Genomic DNA, 19,503 nt, shown 5'->3' with positions numbered 1-19,503 from the left:
TACCTCACATGGCGGTCGGTTCGGTGAGAGGGTCCTTGGCGGGCGCCGGGGTGGTAACCGCTTCGCGCAACCGTTGCACCTGATTGGCGGCCGCAGCCTCCAGCTCGAAGTGATAGCGGCCGGTATGCAGGCTGCTCGGGCCGAGCCGCGCGAAGCGGATCATCAGGAACATCTCGATCACCAGCAGCAGGCTGTAGAAGGCGACCAGGGCGATCAGCGAGCCCCAGATATCGCCGGCCGCGAGTGTCGAAGTGGAGAGATGGGTCGGCAGCACTTCGGCAATGGACCAGGGCTGACGACCATGCTCGGCGACATACCAGCCGGTCTGCGCGGCGATCCAGGGCAGCGGCAGGCTGAACAGCGCGAACTTCAACAACCAGGGCTTGTTCTCGGCATTGCGCTTGATCGATGCCCAGCTGGCCAGGGCGAACAGCACCAGCATCAGGAAGCCCGAGAAAACCATCGCGCGGAAGGTCCAGAACAGGCTGAACACGTTGGGAATGGTGTCGAGCGCCGCCTGCTTGATCTGCGCATCGGTGGCATCCACCACGTTGGCGGTGTACTTCTTCAGCAGCAGGCCGTAGCCGAGGTCCTGCTTGACCTCGTTGAAGGCGGCGATGGCTTCGGGCGACTTGTCGCCGGTACGCAGCATCTGCAGGCGCTCATAGGCGAGCATGCCGTTGCGGATGCGCAACTCGTGTTCGGCAACCAGTTGTTTGATCCCCTTGACCTCCTCATCCACCGAACGCGTGGCGATCAGCCCCAGCACGTAAGGGATCTTCACCTCATAGTCGGTGCGCATCTCGTCCTGATTGGGCAGGCCGAACAGGGTGAAGCCTGCCGGCGCCGGATGGGTATCCCACTCGGCCTCGATGGCCGCCAGCTTGACCTTCTGCACGTCACCGATCTCGTAGCCGGATTCGTCGCCAAGGATGATCACCGAGATGGTCGACGCCAGGCCGAACACTGCGGCAATGGCGAACGAGCGGCGGGCGAAGCCCAGGTCACGCTTCTTCAGCAGGTAGTAGCTGGAGATCGCCAGCACGAAGATCGCCCCGGTGACGTAGCCGGCCGACACGGTGTGGACGAACTTGACCTGTGCCACCGGGTTGAACAGCAGCGCGCCAAAATCCACCAGCTCCATGCGCATGGTCTCGAAGCTGAACTCCGAACCCACCGGATTCTGCATCCAGCCGTTGGCGATCAGGATCCACAGCGCCGAAAGATTCGAGCCCAGCGCTACCAGCCAGGTAACCGCCAGGTGCTGCACCTTGGACAGGCGATCCCAGCCGAAGAAGAACAGCCCGATGAAAGTCGACTCGAGGAAGAAGGCCATCAACCCTTCGATCGCCAAAGGCGCACCGAAGATGTCCCCGACGTAGTGGCTGTAGTAGGCCCAGTTGGTGCCGAACTGGAACTCCATGGTCAGTCCGGTGGTGACGCCGAGGGCGAAGTTGATGCCGAACAGCTTGCCCCAGAACTTGGTCATGTCCTTGTAGACCTGCTTGCCGGTCATCACATAGACCGACTCCATGATGGCAAGCAGGAACGCCAGACCCAGGGTCAGCGGCACGAAAATGAAGTGATACATCGCCGTCATGGCGAATTGCAGGCGTGACAGATCTACAACGCTTTCCGAGATCATCTCGGCCCTCCCTCGGGATTGGCATCCCGTTTATCAAGCAAATGTTCGGCGACACGCACCGAACCGTTTTCGGGAATGCTGGGAGCATCGAACCAGATGTTTTTTATGGTTATGAGGATCGCGACCTTGACCAGCAGCACCAGCACGATGTCCCGCCTGAGCGATGACTTGAACATGCCTACCTCCTTGCTCGCCTGCCGAGGCGCATCGCGCCAAGGCAGCATGCTGCGATTGAAGGCCCCCGTTGGGGTCGGGGGCCGAAACCTGAACGCAGCAGTCCAGGCTCAATCGCCGTGCCCCGGACCCACCCGTGGAAGCAGTGCTCGGGCTCGGGGCAGGCAAAGTGTCCAGCCGCTCCCCTGCCGCCACAACTGCGACAGCCTGCCTCACCTGCGCGAGGCCGCTGCGCCTCTCCGGCCGCCTCGCTTGAAAAGCATAGATGCACCGGGTGGCTATATGAGGCGGCATGATGCCGAACCACCGCCATGCGGCGTCCTGTCGCGCTCACGGCACGCGCAACCAGCGGCGAAAACCGTTTCCGGCCGTGGTGGATAGCGGGCTCCAGGCGAAGTCCCATGGCGCGGGCGGCAGCTCCTCCTCTTCTGCTGGCAAGGCCCTGCCGCCCAGCCGCACACGCGCTTTCCAGTCGAAGACGTGTTCACCACCACCCTGCCAGCCCAGCACGACGCCGATTGCCGGGCTGTCATCGCTGGCGACCCAGCGGGCCGCGGCAGCGATCATCATGGTTTCGATCTGTTCCGGCTCGATCAGCTCGCGATAGTCGGAGGCCAGCAACCAGCGGCAGACGCTAAGGTGGAATGTCCAGTCGAGGGCGAGCTGGCAGCCATAGGCCCAGGTCATGAACTGGCGGAAGATCCCCAGCCCATCGGGTGGGTCCAGTTTGAGCAGGCGCGGGCAGACATCGAACAAGGCGTGCCAGTAAGGCAGCAGCTTGGCATCCAGATGAACGAAGCTGCGGGCATTGCTCGGGTAATCCGGAAATGGCAGCCGATAGCTGACGCGGCTGTCGGCGCGGGCGAATCTTTCCATCATGGTCATGGTGAAATCCCCTGTGTTGACCGTGCCGTCGGAAGGCTCCGACGCGTATCCGCCCCGCAGGCAGCACGCTGCGGCGGGAGCGGTGAAAGGCATCAGTCAGGGGAATTCAGGGCGCGCGGGGGTTCAGCGCCGGCCAGTGGTACCGAGGGCCGCCAAGATGCGGCGCTGGCCGTGGCTGCAGCTTGGCCGTTCGGCGGCCGAGCCAGCCGAGGGCGAAGAGCACCACGATGGCCAGCAGGCTCAGACCGCATAGCGGGCAGTCGAAGGCATGCTCGGCCAGTTCATGCACGTCTGTAGCAGGTGCCTTCGCCCCCGCTGGAGTTTCGTCACTGAAGCAGAATGCATCCTGCCCCATGGCCAGCTCGAACCCCACGTGCGTCGCATGATTCAGGCTGCAGACAAAGACATTGAGCAGGATGCAGGCCAGAAGCACCCATACGATCTGCGCACGTTTGTCTTTGACGATGGTCATGTTTGAACTCTACACCGCGCCTATTCGCGCAGCGCTGTGCCAAACCGTCGCAGCGTTCTCAGTGGTTCACAGTGAAGGCCAGCATCGCCGAAAGCTGACAGAGCGGGCGGCCACTCTCGGCCTGCCACTGGTTGAAGGCAGCCTGCACCGCAGCCTGGTCGCGCTGACTGCTGGGCAGCTTGTCGACGATTTCTTGTGCCTTGAGCGCTGCCACTACGTCATTGCTTGGAATGAAGGTGTCCTTGCCGGCCATGCGCAACAGGCGTGGCGCCGACAGGCCGCCGAGCTGGCTGCCATGCTTGGCCAGGTAGCGCCACAGGCCGACGATGTCGCTGCTCGACCAGTCCGCCAGCAGGTTGCCGAAGCCGCCTCGCTCCTTTGCCACGTCGAGGACGAACTGAGCATTGCGCGGCACGCTCTTGAGCTTGCCCAGATGGCGGATCAGTCGAGTGTCCTGCATCAGCCGCTCGATGTGCTCGCCGCCCATCAGCACCACCTTTTCCGGATCGAAGCCGAAGAACGCCTGCTCGAACGCCGGCCACTTGGCGTCGACCAGACTGTGCTTGAGCCCGGCGCGGAAGATGCGCAGGCTGATCAGCGAGAGGTAGCGGTCATCGGAAACGCCGCGCAGCTCATCGGCGCTGCGCGGTTGCGGCAAGCGCGCTTCCAATGCCGCGGCCGAGCCGAAGCGGTTGAGGCAATATTCGTGCAGCCATTTGTAGTCGTGCATGGTTCGGATCCGATGTGACGGCAGCGGCACAGGGTGCCGATGACGAGCCCGCCTCGCAAGTCCGCCGCCGACGCAGTTGGGCGGCAGCGGTCGGGCTGCACCGCTTGGTGCGCGTCTTATTTACCCTGCCACCAGGCGCGCAGACGGTGGACACGCTTCGCGTTGTCCACCCTGCGAGCAGAACGTCGCTCGCGTGCGAGCCGGCTCAGACCTGCAGCCGCTGCGCCGCCAGACGTAGCATCTGTTCGGTCGCCGTCCAACCCAGGCAGCCGTCGGTGATCGACACGCCGTAGCGCAATTCATCGGACAGCGGCTGGCATCCATCGAACAGGTGGCTTTCGAGCATGACGCCACGCAGGCTCCTGTCGCCAGCCAGGCGCTGTTCGATCACCGACTCCAGCACTGCGGGCTGACGCAGTGGGTCCTTGCCACTGTTGGCGTGACTGCAATCGACCATGATGCGCGGGGCGATCCCCTGTTTTTCCAGCGCGCGACGGGCAGCAGCGACACTGGCCGCATCGTAGTTGGGTGCTCCGTGGCCGCCACGCAGGATCAGATGGGTATCCGGATTGCCGCGGGTGTGCAGCATTGCCGGATGGCCGAGATCGTCGATGCCGAAATGCTGGTGTGGATGCTCGGCCGAACGCATGGCGTCGCAAGCGATGCCGAGGCCGCCATCGGTGCCGTTCTTGAAGCCCACCGGCAGGTCCAGCCCGCTGACCAGCTCGCGATGGATCTGCGACTCGCTGGTGCGCGCACCAATCGCGGCCCAGCCGAGCAGATCGTCGAAGTATCCGGCAGCCAGCGGCTGCAGCAGCTCGGTGGCGATCGGCAGACCGGTTTCGAGAATATCCAGCATCAGGCGGCGCGACAGGTGCAGCCCCTCGGCCATGTTGCCGCTGCCGTCCAGATGCGGATCGTAGACCAAGCCTTTCCAGCCGACGGTGGTGCGCGGCTTCTCCACATAGGCGCGCATCACCAGCAGCAGCTGATCGTTGACTTCGGAAGCAAGGGCGGCGATACGCTCGGCGTACTCGAGCGCGGCGACAGGATCGTGCAGGGAACAGGGCCCGACGACGACCAGCAGGCGCGGATCGCGACCGTCGAGCACGGCGCGGATGGCGTTGCGGTCGTTCTGGATGCGTGCGGCAAGGGCGTCGCTCAAGGGCAGACGCTGGCGCAATACTGCGGGACTGGGCAGCGGCTGCGCGCTGCGGCGGACCGAAAGGGTTTCGGCGATGGTCGGGGTGTGGCTGGCAAGTACGGTGGCGGATGCATTCATGATCTGGCGGTTCCTTCTGCCGACGCGGGTGGTCCGCGTCAGCGCTAGTCGGGTGTTCGTTCGCGTGAGGTCTGCTGGGCGTCGAAGCGGCTAAATCGCCAGTCGTAGCGGTAATAACGGTCGGTACGGTAAGTGGTCATGGCGTGTTCCTCGTTGCGTTGGGCCATCGCGTGGCCGAAAAAAACAAAACCCCCGGTCGGGTGGCCGACCGGGGGTTCGAAAACTGCTCTGGTGGCGACCCTGCTTGCTAGGGCGCCTGTGGGGTATCAGGCGCGCCTGTGGCTAAACCAATACCCAAAGTAATAACCAGCGGCTGCAACCTGCTGCCCACGAGCGAACACGGCGCGAATGGCACCGGCATCGACAACGTTCAGGGCTACAGGGTTCAGGGACATGCTGATCTCCAGAAGATGACCGAACCATACTCTGCCGGGACTGCGGCTTTCAACCGGCACGGCAAAAGAAAGTGGCGGGCTCGGCCGGGTGCGCCCGATTACAGGCTCATCACATCGACAAAGCGCGGCGTGGCGCTGTCGTCGATGCGCAGGCTCTTGAAGTCGAACAAGTTGCGGTCGGCCAGCTGCGAAGGCACCACGTTCTGCAGCGCGCGGAACATGATCTCGGTGCGCCCCGGCGACTTGCGCTCCCACTCCTGCAACATTTCCTTGACCACCTGACGCTGCAAGTTCTCCTGCGAGCCGCAGAGGTTGCAAGGGATGATCGGGAACTCCTTCATCTTCGAATAGGCCTCGATGTCCGCCTCGTTGCAGTAGGCGAGCGGACGGATCACCACGTTGCGGCCATCGTCGGAGAGCAGCTTGGGCGGCATGGCCTTCAGCGTGCCGCCGTAGAACATGTTGAGGAAGAAGGTCTCCAGGATGTCGTCGCGGTGGTGACCGAGCGCCATCTTCGTCGCGCCGATCTCATCGGCGAAGGTGTAAAGCGTGCCGCGGCGCAGCCGTGAGCACAGCGAGCAGGTGGTCTTGCCTTCCGGAATCTTCTCCTTCACCACCGAGTAGGTGTCCTTCTCGATGATGTGGTATTCGACGCCGATGGACTTCAGGTATTCGGGCAACACGTGTTCGGGGAAGCCTGGCTGCTTCTGGTCCATATTCACGGCGACCACCTCGAACCTGATCGGCGCGACCTTCTGCAGATAGAGCAGCACGTCGAGCATGGTGTAGCTGTCCTTGCCGCCGGACAGGCAGACCATGACCTTGTCGCCATCCTCGATCATGTTGAAGTCGGTGACGGCCTCGCCGGCTAGGCGGCGCAGGCGCTTCTGCAGTTTGTTCTGGTTGACCGAGAGGTTGCCCATGTCAGGTGTCCGGGTGAGATGCGAAAACTGCGCATTTTACGCGCAAAGCAGCTCCAACCGCAGCCCGTTCGCCGTGTGGCCGATGTGAACCAGCCCCGGCCCTCCTCCGCTGGCCCTGTGCTAGTCTCGGCCGATGGACGACCTCTCCCCCGCACTGGATCTGCCAGACCACCTGCTCATTCTGTTGCAGGAAAAGCCCGAGGGCCGCAGCGAGTACGAGCTGATCCAACAGCTCAAGCGGCGCCACAGCACGCACGTGCCCAATTTGCCGCTGACCGACAAACTGGTGCTATTTCGCACGCATTTCCTAGTGTTCAACGCACTGTACCTGCTGCGCGACCGACTCTGGGCCGAGGCCAGCGGCCATCTGCAGATCAATCCATTGCATGTGCAATTGCTGCCCTATTCGGCGGCCAGTGCCGGGCTCACCGAACAGGACGCGCTGCGCGAGTACTACCTTGACCTGAGCAACCTGCGGGATACCGACGAGGACGACGTAGAGCGCCTGCTGGCGAGTTTCTGGACGCGCATGCAGGGCAGCGACGAGAAGCGCGCGGCGCTCGAGCTGTTCGAGCTGGACCGCTCGTCCCAGCCACTGACGCTGGAACTGATCAAGCATCGCTACCGCCAACTGGTCAGCCTGCATCACCCGGATCGCGGCGGGAGCACTCAGCGCTTGCAGTCGATCAACCTGGCCATGGAAATACTCGCGCGCTATTACCACTGACCGCATAGCTTCGAAACGCTCTAATGCTGCGGATGCATCCGCGAGCCGCATTCCTATACTGCGACATAAGGTCGCACGCGCCGTCCTCCGATGACGACCGCCAGGCGAAGCGACCCTCCAAAACAGAGGAGACGCTGGCATGATCAATCACGTTTGGGGTTTGTTCGCCCATCCCGGGCAGGAGTGGAACGAGATACGTGGCGAGGAAGAAACCGTCAGCCACATGTATCTCACCCATGTACTGGTGCTGGCAGCGATACCCGCTGTCTCGGCCTATATCGGCGCGACCCAGGTGGGTTGGAGCATCGGCGGTGGAGAGCCGGTCAAGCTGACGCAGGCCAGTTGCATGCAGCTTGCGATACTTTCCTACTTCGCGATGCTCGCCGGCGTCGCCGTCATGGGCGGCTTCATTCATTGGATGGCGCGGACCTATGATGCCAGCCCAACCCTCACCCAGTGCATCGTCTTCGCTGCGTATACCGCGACACCGTTGTTCATCGGCGGTCTGGCCGGGCTTTATCCGCATCTGTGGCTGGGCATGCTCGTGGGTACGGCGGCGGTCTGTTACACGGCCTACCTGCTGTATGTGGGGCTGCCTAAATTCATGAACATCCCCGAAGACGAGGGCTTCATGTTCTCCAGTTCGGTACTGGCCGTGGGGCTGGTCGTGCTGGTGGCAATCATCGCCATTTCGGTGATCACCTGGGGGATGGGCATCGGCCCGGTTTACGTTCGCTGAGCCATCCCGTCGTCACGAGGCCGCCTGCGGGCGGCCTTTTTTGCGTCCTGAAACCCTCACGGCTCACGTGCGGCAAAAGGTCTGCACTCATCAAGGGAAACCCTCGGCGCCTCGACCGTTCTAAAGCCATATCGCCGCCGGAGCTATAGGTCGGGCGGCTCTCAAGGCAGACGGAGACCCGTATGATCCCGCACTTCATGACATTGCTCACCCGCCCCGATCAGGCGTGGGCAGATATCCGCCGCGACGAGGAAAAGAACAGCTCCAACTACCTTGTCCATCTGTTGCTCTGGGCCTTGCTGCCAGCGGTCTGCATGTTCATCGGCACCCGTTACGTGGGCTGGAGCCTGGTGGAGAACGAGCGGATCTGGCTCGATACGCGCAGCGCGTTTCAGCTGAGTGCGCTGATCTACATCACCATCGTGGTCGGCACCTTCATCATGGGGTTCTTCCTGCGCTGGATGTCTCGCTCCTTCGATGCACGACCGACCTTCAACCAGTGCGTGGGCTTCATCGCCTATGTCATCACGCCATTCTTCCTGGCCGGCCTCGGTGCGCTCTACCCGACACGCTGGATCGCCATCCTGGTGCTGGTGGCGGCGGGCGCGTATTCAACCTATCTGCTGTTCGTCGGCCTGCCGACCTTCATGCGCATCAACAACCGCAACACCTTCCTCTACGGTGCCAGTACCTGGGGCGTCGGCCTGCTGGTACTGGTCAATCTGAAGGTGCCGATGATCCTGTTCTGGATGCTCGCGCTCGACCCGACCTATGAACGCGATACCCCGCAGAACCAGAGCTACGGCTTCGAGGAGAATCGTCCGCAGGACGAACCGGGTGGCGTGGACAACGAACGCCGATTCAACGAACGACCGAACGACTGACGAACGAGCTGCTCGGCGGGTAGACGCTTTGGCATAATGCGGCGCTCCCAGGGAGTTGCCCAATGCCCGAGCGTCTAAATGCCCGTGTCGAAGCCTGCTACACGCTGGCCGAGCAGTTTTTCAAGCGCCGCTTCCCTCGCCCTGAAGTAAGCCTGAAGCTGCGTGGGCAGAAGGCCGGCGTGGCCCACCTTCAGCAGAATCTGCTGCGTTTCAACGAACAGCTGTACCGGGAGAATGCCGACCACTTTCTGCGTCAGACGGTGGCGCATGAAGTGGCCCATCTCGTCGCTCACCAGATGTTCGGCGCGCGTATTCAGCCACATGGCGAGGAATGGCAGCTGATCATGCGTGGCGTATACGAGCTGCCAGCGGATCGCTGCCATAACTACGCTGTGCATCGACGGCCCGCCACCCGTTATGTTTACCGCTGCAGCTGCCCGGACCAGGATTTCACCTTCACCGCTCAGCGCCACGCGCTGGTTGGCAAAGGCCGGCGCTATTATTGCCGGCGCTGCAAGACGACGCTGTCGTTCACCGGTGAACAGCGCCGCGAATGAAGACTTCGCACCCGATCAGAGCGCTCGAGCTCGCCAACCGGCAATGACGAACAACGCCGCCAGCAATGCCATCAATGGCAGCCAGCCGGCATGATCCCAGACGTAGCCTGCACCATAGCCCACGACACTCGAGCCCAGGTAATAGGCACACAGATAGAGCGCCGAGGCCTGCGCACGGGCACCTCGCGCATGGCCGCCCACCTGTCCGCTGGCAACAGCATGCGCTGCGAAGAAACCGAGCGTGAAAACCCCGAGACCGACGACGATGCTGACCAGCCAGGGCGTTGCGCATAGCCCCACGCCAAGCAGCATGAGCGCGACGCCGCCACGCAGCACCCGGCGCGCACCGAAACGCGGGACCAGGCGCCCCGCCCATCCGGCACTGAAAATTCCGGCCAGGTAGACCACGAACAGCAGGCCGATGAAGGTCGAGGAAAGGCCGAACGGCGCGCCGGCCAGCCGAAACCCGATGTAGTTGAATAGCGCGACGAAGCCTCCCATGAGCAGGAAGCCCTGCAGGAACAGAACCCGCAGGATCGGATTCCCCAGATGCATGCGGAAGTTCGCCAGCAGACCGCGCGGCGAGAGCGCCTGTGCCTTGAAATGGCGAGACGCCGGCAGCAGCCACACAAACAGGACCAGGGCGAGCAGCCCCAGCGAGGCAATCCCGCCGAGTGCCAGCTGCCAGCCACCCAGATCGCTCAGCAGGCCGGAGAGCAATCGCCCAAGCATCCCGCCCAGCGCCGTGCCGCCGATATACAGGCCCATTGCGGCAGGCAGCGACTCGGGCTCGAACTCCTCGCCGACGTAAGCCATCGCCAGTGCCGGCAATCCACTGAGTGCCAGCCCGAGTAGCGCGCGCAGCGCCAGCAATAGTTGCCAGGAATCGACCAGTACGCTGGCCAGCCCGAGCAGGCTGGCCAGACCGAGCGCCGCGGCCATCACCGGCTTGCGTCCCCAGCTTTCGGCAAGCGCACCCGAGATCAGCAGACAGACGGCGAGCGACAGCGTCGTCAGCGACAACGCCAGACTGCTGCTGGCAGCCGATACGGAGAAATGCGCGGCGAGCATGGGCAGCAACGGCTGAATGCAATACAGCAATGCGAACGTGGCGAAGCCAGCGCAGAAGAGTGCAAACGTGGCGCGCCGGTAGGCTGGCGTGCCTCTTGATAGGTGTGCGTGTTCGGCGATCATCGGCGCCCTCGTCTCATGTGCTGACCTGAGAAAAAGCCGCGCAGGCTAGCACGGCTGTTCGCTCTGCCGCTTGCCGGACAGAAAAGCGGTCCGCTGATCGGCCTAACCCCAAGCCACCGCAAAGAACCGAAACGAATATTGCCCTATGCTGGTCTGTGACTAGACTCCCTATATGCCTGTCGGAGTAGAACAATGACAGTAACGCCGAATGACACCCGCCCCGCGGATACCTCGATCAAGCGGGACGAAACCCGCCTCTTCATATTCCTGATCGTCTTCCTGTTTCCCATCCTCAGCGTCGCGCTGGTCAGTGGTTACGGTTTCATCGTCTGGATCGTGCAGATGATCTTCGGGCCGCCAGGTCCGGCTTAAGCCGCCCCTGCCGATCTAACCGGGCCTGCGCCCTGCTGCCAACGGAAACGGAATCACTGATGGGACACCCTCTGCATATCGCCAGCCTGCTGGTGCACTGCCGCCCCGAATGGCTGGCCGCGGTAAAAGCCAACCTGCAACTGTTACCCGGCCTGGAAATGCACCAGGAGAATGCCAGCGGCAAGCTGGTGGTGGTGCTGGAAGCCGAGCACGAATCACGCATCCTTGCCTCGATCGACCATATCCAGCAATTGCCCGGCGTGCTCAATGCCGCATTGATCTATCACGAAGAACTCCTCGAAGGAGACGCCTGATGAGCCTTACCCGACGCCAATTCGCTAAAGCCAACGCTGCGGCCATCGCCGCAACCGTGGCCGGCATGCCGATCGCTTCCAGCGCAAGCAACCTGATTACCGAAGCGGACGCCACCAATCTGAAATGGGACAAGGCCCCTTGCCGCTTCTGCGGCACCGGCTGCGGCGTCATGGTGGCGACTCGAGAGGGCCGCGTCGTCGCCACCCATGGCGACGTCAAGGCGGAAGTGAACCGCGGCATCAACTGCGTCAAGGGCTACTTCCTGTCGAAGATCATGTACGGCTCGGATCGCCTGACCCAACCGCTGCTACGCATGAAGGACGGCAAGTTCGACAAGCAGGGCGAGTTCCAGCCCGTCAGCTGGGAACAGGCCTTCGACATCATGGAGGAAAAGTACAAGGCGGCGCTCAAGCAGGGTGGCCCGGAAGCCATCGGCATGTTCGGCTCGGGGCAGTGGACGATCTGGGAAGGCTACGCGGCGAACAAGTTGATGAAGGCCGGTTTCCGCTCGAACAACATCGACCCCAATGCACGTCACTGCATGGCCTCGGCAGCGTTTGGTTTCATGCGCACCTTTGGCATGGACGAACCCATGGGCTGCTACGAGGACATCGAAGCGGCCGACGCGTTTGTGCTCTGGGGCTCGAACATGGCGGAGATGCACCCGGTGCTCTGGACCCGCGTGACGGATCGTCGCCTCAGCGCGCCGCACGTCAAGGTGGCGGTCATGTCGACGTTCGAGCATCGCAGCTTCGAGCTGGCCGACATCCCGATGATCTTCAATCCGCAGACCGACCTGGTGATCCTCAACTACATCGCCAACCACATCATCCAGAGCGGTGCGGTGAACAAGGACTTCGTCGAGAAGCACACCAAGTTCGCCAAGGGCGCGACCAACATCGGCTACGGCCTGCGTCCGACCGATCCGCTGGAACTCAAGGCCGAGAATGCCGCGGTCGCGAACACCTGGACCGACATCGGTTACGAGGACTACGTCGAGTTCCTCAAACCCTACACCCTGGAGCACGCCACCAAGGAATCGGGTGTACCGGCCGAACGTCTGAAGGCCCTGGCCGAGCTGTACGCCGATCCCAAGGTCAAGGTGATGTCCTTCTGGACCATGGGTTTCAACCAGCACACCCGCGGTGTCTGGGCGAACAACATGATCTACAACATCCATCTGCTCACAGGAAAGATCAGCGAGCCGGGCAATAGCCCCTTCTCGCTCACCGGCCAGCCGTCGGCCTGCGGCACCGCACGCGAGGTTGGCACCTTCTCCCACCGCCTGCCGGCGGACATGGCCGTGACCAACCCCAAACACCGCGCCACAGCCGAAAAGATTTGGAAGCTGCCTCCGGGGACCATTCAGGAGAAACCCGGCTTCCACGCCGTCGACCAGAGCCGCAAGCTCAAGGACGGCGTGCTGAAGGTGTACTGGACACAGGTGACCAACAACATGCAGGCCGGCCCCAATGTGATGCAGGAGATCCTGCCGGGATGGCGCAACCCGGAAACCTTCGTGATCGTTTCGGACGTCTACCCCACCGTCTCTGCCCAGGCCGCCGACCTCATCCTGCCCAGCGCCATGTGGGTGGAAAAGGAAGGCGCCTACGGCAATGCCGAGCGCCGTACGCAGTTCTGGCACCAGCTGGTCAGCGCACCCGGCGAGGCGCGCTCGGACCTCTGGCAGCTGGTGGAGTTTTCCAAGCGCTTCCGCGTCGACGAGGTGTGGCCAGCAGAGCTGGTCGCCAAGGCGCCAGCGCTCAAGGACAAGACGCTGTTCGATGTGCTGTTTCGCAACGGCCAGGTGGACGGCTTCCCAGCCAGCGAGATTGCCGAGGGATACCGGAACCAGGAAGCAGAAGCCTTCGGTTTCTATCTGCAGAAGGGCTTGTTCGAGGAATACGCTGAGTTCGGCCGTGACCATGGGCACGATCTGGCGGCATTCGACGTCTATCACCGCGAACGCGGCCTGCGCTGGCCCGTGGTGGACGGCAAGGAAACCCAGTGGCGCTACCGCGAGGGCTACGACCCCTATGTCGAAACCGGCAGCGGCGTGCAGTTCTATGGCAACGCCGATAAGAAAGCGATCATCTTCGCGCTCCCCTACGAGGTGCCCGCGGAGGTACCGGATGAGGACTATCCGTTCTGGCTCAGCACCGGGCGGGTGCTCGAGCATTGGCACACCGGCAGCATGACGCAGCGGGTCGACGAGCTGCACAAGGCGGTGCCGGACGCGCTCGTCTACATGCACCCCGAGGACGCGCGCAAGCTCAACGTGCGCCGCGGCAGTGTGGTCAAGGTGGTCAGCCGGCGCGGCGAAATGCAGGGCCGGGTCGAGACGCGCGGCCGCAACAAGCCGCCGATGGGGCTGGTATTCGTGCCGTTCTTCGATGCCAACAAGCTGATCAACAAGGTCACGTTGGATGCCACCGACCCCATCTCCAAACAGACCGACTACAAGAAATGCGCCGTGAAGATCGAAGTGGTCAGCATCGCCTGAGGAGAGCCGCCATGAAATTCCGCCTACTGCCGCTGACTCTGCTCGCGGTGTTCGGCCTTGCCATCGCTGCCGAAACCAACTACCCCCTGGATGCCCCCGCGCCCGATGGCCGCCGCCCGGGTGGCACCATCACTCGGGAGTTCACGCCTCCCCCTCTACATGACGAGGAAAACAAGGACATACGCCGCGAGCGCAACTATCCGGAGCAGCCACCGACCATTCCACACAGCATCCGCGGCTATCACGTGGACAAGAACGCCAACAAATGCCTGACCTGCCACAGCCGAGCGAACAGCGCCCGCGCCCAGGCGCCGATGATCAGCATCACCCACTACACCGACCGCGATCAGCAGACCCTCGCCGCAGTGGCGCCACGGCGTTACTTCTGCACGCAGTGCCACGTGCCGCAGCAGGATGTGAAACCGCTGGTGGAGAACCGCTTCAAGAACATCGATGAGTTGCTCTACCGGGAAACCTCACCATCGACCAACGGAAACTGAGGGGGCCTGGATGAAGTCGATCAAGTCGTTCTTCAAACGCTACTGGGCCGTCCTACGCCGTCCCAGTGTTCACTACAGCCTCGGCGCGCTAACGCTAGGCGGCTTTATCGCCGGGATCATCTTCTGGGGTGGTTTCAATACGGCGCTGGAGGCCACCAACACCGAAGCGTTCTGCATTTCCTGTCACGAGATGGAGAGCAACGTCTACGTCGAGATCAAGGACACCATTCACTACAGCAACCGTTCCGGCGTACGCGCCACCTGTCCGGACTGCCACGTACCGCACGAGTGGACCGACAAGATCGCGCGCAAGATGCAGGCGTCAAAGGAGGTCTGGGGCAAGATCTTCGGCACCATCAATACCCGCGAGAAATTCCTCGAAAAGCGTCGCGAGCTGGCCGAGCATGAGTGGGCACGCTTGAAGGCCAACGATTCTCTGGAGTGCCGAAACTGCCACGATTTCGACTTCATGGATTTCACCCGGCAGGGCAAGCGTGCTGCCGAATTCCACTCCACCGCACTGGCCAGTGGCGAAGCGACGTGCATCGATTGCCACAAAGGGATCGCACACAAGTTACCAGACATGCAGGGCGTACCAGGCTGGTAACCCGAACTCGCGCCATAACGAAAAAGCCCTGAACGGATGTCAGGGCTTTTGTCGATCAGCTATCGCTGCGGTGTCACGCCTTGGGTAGGGTCACTCCGCGCTGGCCCTGGTACTTGCCGCCACGGTCCCGGTACGAGACTTCACACTCTTCGTCCGATTCGAGGAACAGCATCTGCGCCACGCCTTCATTGGCGTAGATCTTGGCGGGCAGCGTGGTGGTGTTGGAAAACTCCAGGGTCACATGCCCTTCCCACTCCGGCTCGAGCGGCGTGACGTTGACGATGATGCCGCAGCGCGCATAGGTGCTCTTGCCCAAGCAGATGGTCAGCACGTTGCGCGGAATGCGGAAGTACTCGACGGTGCGGGCCAGGGCGAAGGAGTTCGGCGGGATGATGCAGACATCGCTCTTGATGTCGACAAAGCTCTTTTCGTCGAAGTTCTTCGGGTCCACCGTCGCCGAATTGATGTTGGTGAAGACCTTGAATTCGTCGGCGCAGCGCACGTCGTAACCGTAGCTGGAGACGCCGTAGGAAATCAGCCGGTCATTGCCCTCAGTGCGCACCTGGCGCTCGACGTAGGGCTCGATCATGCCGTGCTCCTGGGCCATGCGGCGAATCCACTTGTCCGATTTGATGCTCATGGCTGGCGTCCTGAATAGGTTAATGGGCCTGCGAAGAGGCGCATCTTACCGAGCCTGGCGCGGGTGTTCAAAGCCTGGCTACTGGCGCGCCGCAACGGCTGTCACAGCCAGCAGCAGCCACTCGGCGAAGAAATCCAAAATAAAGCTCGCTTTGCTCCAGAAAAACGGTATTGTTACTGGGCTGCTGCTGCATGTGTCACCGTGAATCGCTACATGTTTAGATTTCGATCCAAATATCGATACGACTCCTATCTCCTTGCACACAGTGATGTTCGGGCCTTTTAGCCCGCACTTTATTCTTCAAAACTTGGTTCAAGGAGACATCAAATGTCCAATCGCCAAACCGGTACCGTTAAGTGGTTCAACGATGAGAAAGGCTTCGGCTTCATCACTCCGCAATCCGGTGACGACCTCTTCGTACACTTCCGTGCCATTCAGGGTGACGGCTTCAAGAGCCTGAAAGAAGGCCAGCAAGTCTCCTTCGTCGCTACCCGCGGCCAGAAAGGCATGCAAGCTGAGGAAGTTCAGGTTATCTAACCTGAGGCTTCTCTGAAAAAGCCCCGCTTCGGCGGGGCTTTTTTATGCCTGCGATTTCGCCCAGGCTGCAGGCGGGCGACAGCTGGCACCGCCTGCAAACTACCGGATCAGTCCTCCGATACCACAATCTTCGGCATCGACTGCGCGATGATCTGGCCACTCTGGGCGATACGGGCACCGACGGTGCGGGCAACCTCCTGATAAATCATCGCGATCTGGCTTTCCGGATCGGCAATCACGGTCGGTTTGCCCGCATCCGCCTGGCTGCGGATCGCCATCGACAGCGGCAGCGAGGCCAGCAGATCGACGTTGTACTGCGAAGCCAGCTTCTCGCCGCCACCCTCGCCAAACAGGTGTTCGGCATGACCGCAGTTGGAGCAGATGTGGATGGCCATGTTTTCCACCACGCCCAGCACCGGGATATTGACCTTGCGGAACATCTCCACGCCTTTCTTCGCATCCAGCAGCGCCAGATCCTGCGGCGTGGTCACGATCACCGCACCGGTCACCGGGACCTTCTGCGCCAGCGTCAGCTGGATATCGCCGGTGCCTGGCGGCATATCCACCACCAGATAGTCGAGGTCGTTCCACTCGGTCTGGGTGATCAGCTGCAGCAGCGCGCCCGAGACCATCGGCCCGCGCCAGACCATCGGCGTCTTGTCGTCGGCGAGGAAAGCCATCGACATGATCTGCACGCCATGGGCCTGCAGCGGAATGAATGCCTTGCCATCGCGTATCTGCGGCCGACTGCCCTCGGCAATGCCGAACATGATGCCCTGGCTCGGCCCGTAGATGTCGGCGTCCAGCACGCCGACCCTCGCACCCTCACGGGCCAGCGCCAGCGCCAGATTGGCCGCCGTGGTGGACTTGCCGACGCCACCCTTGCCGGATGCCACCGCGATGATGTTCTTCACATTGGCCAGTGCCGGCACCTGATCCTGCGCCTTGTGCGCATGGATCACGCAGTCCACCTGCACATCGGCCCGGCTGACGCCGTCCAGCCCTTCGATGGCCATCGCCAGCATCTGCGCCCAGCCGCTGCGAAACAGCCCGGCGGCGTAGCCCAGCTCCAGCTGCACGCTGACCCGGTCGCCCTGGATGTCGATCGAACGCACACAGCCGGCACTCACCGGGTCCTGATTCAGATGGGGGTCGGTGTACTGGCGCAGTACGGTTTCCACAGCTTCGCGGGTGACGGACATGGTTACTCCTGGAAAGACCGAGCAAATCAGACAGGCATCTTACCCTGCCCTGTAGTTCCGAGCCCACCGACGACCGGGAGCGATGGCGACCCCGTTCCGGCGGTGCGGATGAAAAAAGCGCGCCGGACCTTTATAGTTGCAAACTTTCTTTCGTAATTCCGACTGCCGAGTCCCCATGTCCGAAGCCCGCCAGATCCTCGTTACCAGCGCCCTGCCCTACGCCAACGGTTCGATCCACCTCGGCCACATGCTCGAGTACATCCAGACCGACATGTGGGTGCGTTTCCAGAAGCTGCGCGGCAACCAATGCATCTATGTCTGCGCCGACGACGCCCATGGCTCGGCGATCATGCTGCGGGCGGAAAAGGAAGGCATCACCCCCGAACAGCTGATCGCCAACGTGCAGGCCGAACACAGTGGTGACTTTGCCGACTTCCTCGTCGACTTCGACAACTTCTATAGCACCCACTCGGAAGAGAACCGCGAGCTGGCCGAGCTGATCTACACCCGTCTGCGCGACGCCGGGCACATCGCCACCCGCTCCGTGACCCAGTACTTCGATCCCGAGAAGGGCATGTTCCTCGCCGACCGCTTCATCAAGGGCAGCTGCCCGAAATGCGGTGCCGAGGACCAGTACGGCGACAACTGCGAGAAATGCGGCGCCACCTACGAGCCCACCGAGCTGAAAGACCCGCGCTCGGCGATCTCCGGCGCCACCCCGGTGCTCAAGGACTCCAAGCACTTCTTTTTCAAGCTGCCCGACTTCGAGGCGATGCTCAAGGAATGGACCCGCGGCGGCGCGCTGCAAGAGTCGGTGGCCAACAAGATCGCCGAGTGGCTCGATGGTGGCCTGCAGGAATGGGACATCTCCCGCGACGCCCCCTATTTCGGCTTCGAGATCCCCGGCGAGCCGGGCAAGTACTTCTATGTCTGGCTGGACGCGCCGATCGGCTACATGGCGAGCTTCCGGAATCTCTGCAAGCGTCGTCCGGAGCTTTCTTTTGACGCCTTCTGGAGCAAGGACTCGAGCGCCGAGCTGTACCACTTCATCGGCAAGGACATCATCAACTTCCACACCCTGTTCTGGCCAGCCATGCTGGACGGCGCGGGCTTCCGCAAGCCGACCGCGGTCAACGTGCACGGCTACCTGACGGTGAACGGGCAGAAGATGTCCAAGTCGCGCGGCACTTTCATCAAGGCGCGCACCTATCTCGAACACCTGAGCCCTGAGTATCTGCGCTACTACTATGCGTCCAAGCTCGGCCGTGGCGTCGACGACCTCGATCTGAACCTCGAGGACTTCGTGCAGAAGGTCAACTCCGACCTGGTCGGCAAGGTGGTCAACATCGCCAGTCGTTGCGCCGGCTTCATCCACAAGGGCAACGGCGGCGTGATGGTCGACGCCAACCCCGAGCCGGAACTCTGGGCAGCCTTTCAGGCCGCCGCGCCGAGCATCGCTGATGCCTACGAAGCGCGCGACTTCGCCCGAGCCATGCGCGAGATCATGCATCTGGCCGACCGCGCCAATGCCTGGATCGCCGACAAGGCGCCCTGGGCACTGAACAAGGTCGAGGGCAAGCAGGCCGAGGTGCAGGAAATCTGCGCATTGGGCGTCAACCTGTTCCGCCAGCTGGTGATCTTCCTCAAGCCGGTGCTGCCGAACCTGGCCGCCGCTGCCGAGCAGTTCCTCAACGTAGCGCCGCTGAGCTGGGATGACCACACCACACTGCTAACCAACCACCAGCTCAACGCCTTCACCCCGCTGATGACGCGTATCGAGCCGGCGAAGATCGAAGCCATGATCGAAGCCTCCAAGGAGGACCTGGCCGCTAGCGAAACTGCCGCGCCCGCGGGCAATGGCGAGCTGGTCAAGGCACCGCTGGCCGCCGAGATCAACTTCGACGCCTTCGCTGCGGTAGACCTGCGCATCGCCCTGATCGAAAAGTGCGAGTTCGTCGAAGGTGCCGACAAGCTGCTGCGCCTGACCCTGGACATCGGCGATGCCAAGCGCAACGTGTTCTCCGGCATCAAGAGCGCATACCCCGACCCGAGCAAGCTGGAAGGCCGGCTGACCCTGTATGTCGCCAACCTGGCGCCGCGCAAGATGAAGTTCGGCATGTCCGAGGGCATGGTGTTGGCGGCAGGCCCTGGCGGCAGCGAAATTTACCTGCTCAGCCCGGACAGCGGCGCCAAGCCCGGCCAGCGCGTCATGTGATCCGC

The 19,503-nt window shown here is 62.4% G+C and carries 21 protein-coding genes; 11 read left to right on the top strand and 10 right to left on the bottom strand.

The window, feature by feature from the left end; translation table 11 throughout:
• Positions 1-4: 4 nt before the first annotated feature.
• From NAO55_RS18880 to ttcA, 7 genes are all read right to left on the bottom strand, one after another.
• Positions 5-1,645 (bottom strand): cytochrome ubiquinol oxidase subunit I, encoded by a 1,641-nt coding sequence (locus NAO55_RS18880; RefSeq protein WP_102840729.1) that lies wholly within the window; start codon positions 1,643-1,645, stop codon positions 5-7.
• On the bottom strand, positions 1,642-1,821 hold the full coding sequence (gene cydP, locus NAO55_RS18875) for a cytochrome oxidase putative small subunit CydP (protein WP_063541311.1): 180 nt from the start codon (positions 1,819-1,821) through the stop codon (positions 1,642-1,644). Before cydP ends, NAO55_RS18880 begins: the two co-directional genes overlap by 4 nt.
• A 328-nt stretch (positions 1,822-2,149) precedes the next feature.
• On the bottom strand, positions 2,150-2,704 hold the full coding sequence (locus tag NAO55_RS18870) for a putative natural product biosynthesis protein (protein ID WP_102840728.1): 555 nt from the start codon (positions 2,702-2,704) through the stop codon (positions 2,150-2,152).
• Positions 2,705-2,810: 106 nt separating this feature from the next.
• A complete protein-coding gene (locus NAO55_RS18865; protein WP_102840727.1) occupies positions 2,811-3,176 on the bottom strand; it encodes a DUF2946 domain-containing protein in 366 nt (121 codons plus the stop codon).
• 58 nt (positions 3,177-3,234) lie between these two features.
• A complete protein-coding gene (locus NAO55_RS18860) occupies positions 3,235-3,906 on the bottom strand; it encodes a DNA-3-methyladenine glycosylase I (protein ID WP_102840726.1) in 672 nt (223 codons plus the stop codon).
• A 205-nt stretch (positions 3,907-4,111) separates the two neighbouring features.
• Positions 4,112-5,188 carry a 3-deoxy-7-phosphoheptulonate synthase gene (locus NAO55_RS18855; RefSeq protein WP_102840725.1) on the bottom strand — a complete coding sequence of 359 codons (1,077 nt, stop codon included), beginning with the start codon at positions 5,186-5,188 and terminating at the stop codon, positions 4,112-4,114.
• 493 nt (positions 5,189-5,681) lie between these two features.
• On the bottom strand, positions 5,682-6,506 hold the full coding sequence (ttcA, locus tag NAO55_RS18850; protein ID WP_102840724.1) for a tRNA 2-thiocytidine(32) synthetase TtcA: 825 nt from the start codon (positions 6,504-6,506) through the stop codon (positions 5,682-5,684).
• A gap of 133 nt (positions 6,507-6,639) precedes the next feature.
• Here ttcA and NAO55_RS18845 point away from each other — a divergent pair, with 133 nt between their 5' ends.
• The 4 genes from NAO55_RS18845 to NAO55_RS18830 all read left to right on the top strand — a co-directional run bounded on the left by NAO55_RS18845 (position 6,640) and on the right by NAO55_RS18830 (position 9,413).
• Positions 6,640-7,233: a DNA-J related domain-containing protein gene (locus NAO55_RS18845; RefSeq protein WP_102840723.1), complete on the top strand. Its 594-nt coding sequence runs from the start codon at positions 6,640-6,642 to the stop codon at positions 7,231-7,233.
• Between the two features lie 139 nt (positions 7,234-7,372).
• Positions 7,373-7,972, top strand: a complete 600-nt coding sequence (locus NAO55_RS18840) for a Yip1 family protein (protein WP_063541196.1) — start codon at positions 7,373-7,375, stop codon at positions 7,970-7,972.
• 182 nt (positions 7,973-8,154) lie between these two features.
• Positions 8,155-8,856: a Yip1 family protein gene (locus tag NAO55_RS18835; protein WP_102840722.1), complete on the top strand. Its 702-nt coding sequence runs from the start codon at positions 8,155-8,157 to the stop codon at positions 8,854-8,856.
• Positions 8,857-8,918: 62 nt separating this feature from the next.
• Entirely contained in the window at positions 8,919-9,413 is a 495-nt protein-coding gene (locus tag NAO55_RS18830; RefSeq protein ID WP_063541194.1) for a SprT family zinc-dependent metalloprotease, read from the top strand.
• 15 nt (positions 9,414-9,428) lie between these two features.
• Here NAO55_RS18830 and NAO55_RS18825 read toward each other — a convergent pair whose 3' ends face one another.
• Entirely contained in the window at positions 9,429-10,607 is a 1,179-nt protein-coding gene (locus NAO55_RS18825) for an MFS transporter (protein WP_102840721.1), read from the bottom strand.
• A 192-nt stretch (positions 10,608-10,799) separates the two neighbouring features.
• Between NAO55_RS18825 and napE the strand changes: the two genes are divergently transcribed.
• Genes napE through NAO55_RS18800 form a run of 5 tightly spaced genes read left to right on the top strand, consistent with a single transcriptional unit; the run spans position 10,800 to position 14,904 of the window.
• Complete coding sequence (gene napE / locus NAO55_RS18820; protein WP_014819702.1) at positions 10,800-10,979, top strand: periplasmic nitrate reductase, NapE protein; 180 nt, start codon at positions 10,800-10,802, stop codon at positions 10,977-10,979.
• A gap of 59 nt (positions 10,980-11,038) precedes the next feature.
• Positions 11,039-11,293, top strand: coding sequence for a chaperone NapD (locus NAO55_RS18815; RefSeq protein WP_014819701.1), 255 nt, complete (start codon positions 11,039-11,041; stop codon positions 11,291-11,293).
• Positions 11,293-13,797 carry a nitrate reductase catalytic subunit NapA gene (gene napA / locus NAO55_RS18810; protein WP_102840720.1) on the top strand — a complete coding sequence of 835 codons (2,505 nt, stop codon included), beginning with the start codon at positions 11,293-11,295 and terminating at the stop codon, positions 13,795-13,797. Before NAO55_RS18815 ends, napA begins: the two co-directional genes overlap by 1 nt.
• Before the next feature lie 11 nt (positions 13,798-13,808).
• On the top strand, positions 13,809-14,297 hold the full coding sequence (locus NAO55_RS18805) for a nitrate reductase cytochrome c-type subunit (protein ID WP_102840719.1): 489 nt from the start codon (positions 13,809-13,811) through the stop codon (positions 14,295-14,297).
• 10 nt (positions 14,298-14,307) lie between these two features.
• A complete protein-coding gene (locus tag NAO55_RS18800; protein ID WP_063541188.1) occupies positions 14,308-14,904 on the top strand; it encodes a cytochrome c3 family protein in 597 nt (198 codons plus the stop codon).
• 73 nt (positions 14,905-14,977) lie between these two features.
• Here the strand turns inward: NAO55_RS18800 and dcd are convergent, their stop codons facing one another.
• A complete protein-coding gene (gene dcd / locus NAO55_RS18795) occupies positions 14,978-15,544 on the bottom strand; it encodes a dCTP deaminase (protein ID WP_063541187.1) in 567 nt (188 codons plus the stop codon).
• Positions 15,545-15,871: 327 nt separating this feature from the next.
• Between dcd and NAO55_RS18790 the strand changes: the two genes are divergently transcribed.
• Positions 15,872-16,081 (top strand): cold-shock protein, encoded by a 210-nt coding sequence (locus tag NAO55_RS18790; RefSeq protein WP_003282211.1) that lies wholly within the window; start codon positions 15,872-15,874, stop codon positions 16,079-16,081.
• Between the two features lie 107 nt (positions 16,082-16,188).
• On the opposite strand, the gene apbC is transcribed toward NAO55_RS18790, so the two are convergent.
• Complete coding sequence (gene apbC, locus NAO55_RS18785; RefSeq protein ID WP_102840718.1) at positions 16,189-17,283, bottom strand: iron-sulfur cluster carrier protein ApbC; 1,095 nt, start codon at positions 17,281-17,283, stop codon at positions 16,189-16,191.
• 175 nt (positions 17,284-17,458) lie between these two features.
• Between apbC and metG the strand changes: the two genes are divergently transcribed.
• Positions 17,459-19,498, top strand: coding sequence for a methionine--tRNA ligase (metG, locus tag NAO55_RS18780; RefSeq protein WP_102840717.1), 2,040 nt, complete (start codon positions 17,459-17,461; stop codon positions 19,496-19,498).
• Positions 19,499-19,503 lie beyond the last annotated feature (5 nt).

Source organism: Stutzerimonas frequens (assembly GCF_024448335.1).
GTDB classification, from domain to species: domain Bacteria; phylum Pseudomonadota; class Gammaproteobacteria; order Pseudomonadales; family Pseudomonadaceae; genus Stutzerimonas; species Stutzerimonas frequens.
The sequence above is the reverse complement of the archived record's forward strand: the minus strand, read 5'-3'. Positions and strand labels throughout refer to the sequence as shown.

Coding starts and splice junctions, on each gene's coding strand:
- NAO55_RS18880 (WP_102840729.1), bottom strand. CDS start 1,645: ATGATCTCGGAAAGCGTTGTAGATCTGTCACGCCTGCAATTCGCCATG.
- cydP (WP_063541311.1), bottom strand. CDS start 1,821: ATGTTCAAGTCATCGCTCAGGCGGGACATCGTGCTGGTGCTGCTGGTC.
- NAO55_RS18870 (WP_102840728.1), bottom strand. CDS start 2,704: ATGACCATGATGGAAAGATTCGCCCGCGCCGACAGCCGCGTCAGCTAT.
- NAO55_RS18865 (WP_102840727.1), bottom strand. CDS start 3,176: ATGACCATCGTCAAAGACAAACGTGCGCAGATCGTATGGGTGCTTCTG.
- NAO55_RS18860 (WP_102840726.1), bottom strand. CDS start 3,906: ATGCACGACTACAAATGGCTGCACGAATATTGCCTCAACCGCTTCGGC.
- NAO55_RS18855 (WP_102840725.1), bottom strand. CDS start 5,188: ATGAATGCATCCGCCACCGTACTTGCCAGCCACACCCCGACCATCGCC.
- ttcA (WP_102840724.1), bottom strand. CDS start 6,506: ATGGGCAACCTCTCGGTCAACCAGAACAAACTGCAGAAGCGCCTGCGC.
- NAO55_RS18845 (WP_102840723.1), top strand. CDS start 6,640: ATGGACGACCTCTCCCCCGCACTGGATCTGCCAGACCACCTGCTCATT.
- NAO55_RS18840 (WP_063541196.1), top strand. CDS start 7,373: ATGATCAATCACGTTTGGGGTTTGTTCGCCCATCCCGGGCAGGAGTGG.
- NAO55_RS18835 (WP_102840722.1), top strand. CDS start 8,155: ATGATCCCGCACTTCATGACATTGCTCACCCGCCCCGATCAGGCGTGG.
- NAO55_RS18830 (WP_063541194.1), top strand. CDS start 8,919: ATGCCCGAGCGTCTAAATGCCCGTGTCGAAGCCTGCTACACGCTGGCC.
- NAO55_RS18825 (WP_102840721.1), bottom strand. CDS start 10,607: ATGATCGCCGAACACGCACACCTATCAAGAGGCACGCCAGCCTACCGG.
- napE (WP_014819702.1), top strand. CDS start 10,800: ATGACAGTAACGCCGAATGACACCCGCCCCGCGGATACCTCGATCAAG.
- NAO55_RS18815 (WP_014819701.1), top strand. CDS start 11,039: ATGGGACACCCTCTGCATATCGCCAGCCTGCTGGTGCACTGCCGCCCC.
- napA (WP_102840720.1), top strand. CDS start 11,293: ATGAGCCTTACCCGACGCCAATTCGCTAAAGCCAACGCTGCGGCCATC.
- NAO55_RS18805 (WP_102840719.1), top strand. CDS start 13,809: ATGAAATTCCGCCTACTGCCGCTGACTCTGCTCGCGGTGTTCGGCCTT.
- NAO55_RS18800 (WP_063541188.1), top strand. CDS start 14,308: ATGAAGTCGATCAAGTCGTTCTTCAAACGCTACTGGGCCGTCCTACGC.
- dcd (WP_063541187.1), bottom strand. CDS start 15,544: ATGAGCATCAAATCGGACAAGTGGATTCGCCGCATGGCCCAGGAGCAC.
- NAO55_RS18790 (WP_003282211.1), top strand. CDS start 15,872: ATGTCCAATCGCCAAACCGGTACCGTTAAGTGGTTCAACGATGAGAAA.
- apbC (WP_102840718.1), bottom strand. CDS start 17,283: ATGTCCGTCACCCGCGAAGCTGTGGAAACCGTACTGCGCCAGTACACC.
- metG (WP_102840717.1), top strand. CDS start 17,459: ATGTCCGAAGCCCGCCAGATCCTCGTTACCAGCGCCCTGCCCTACGCC.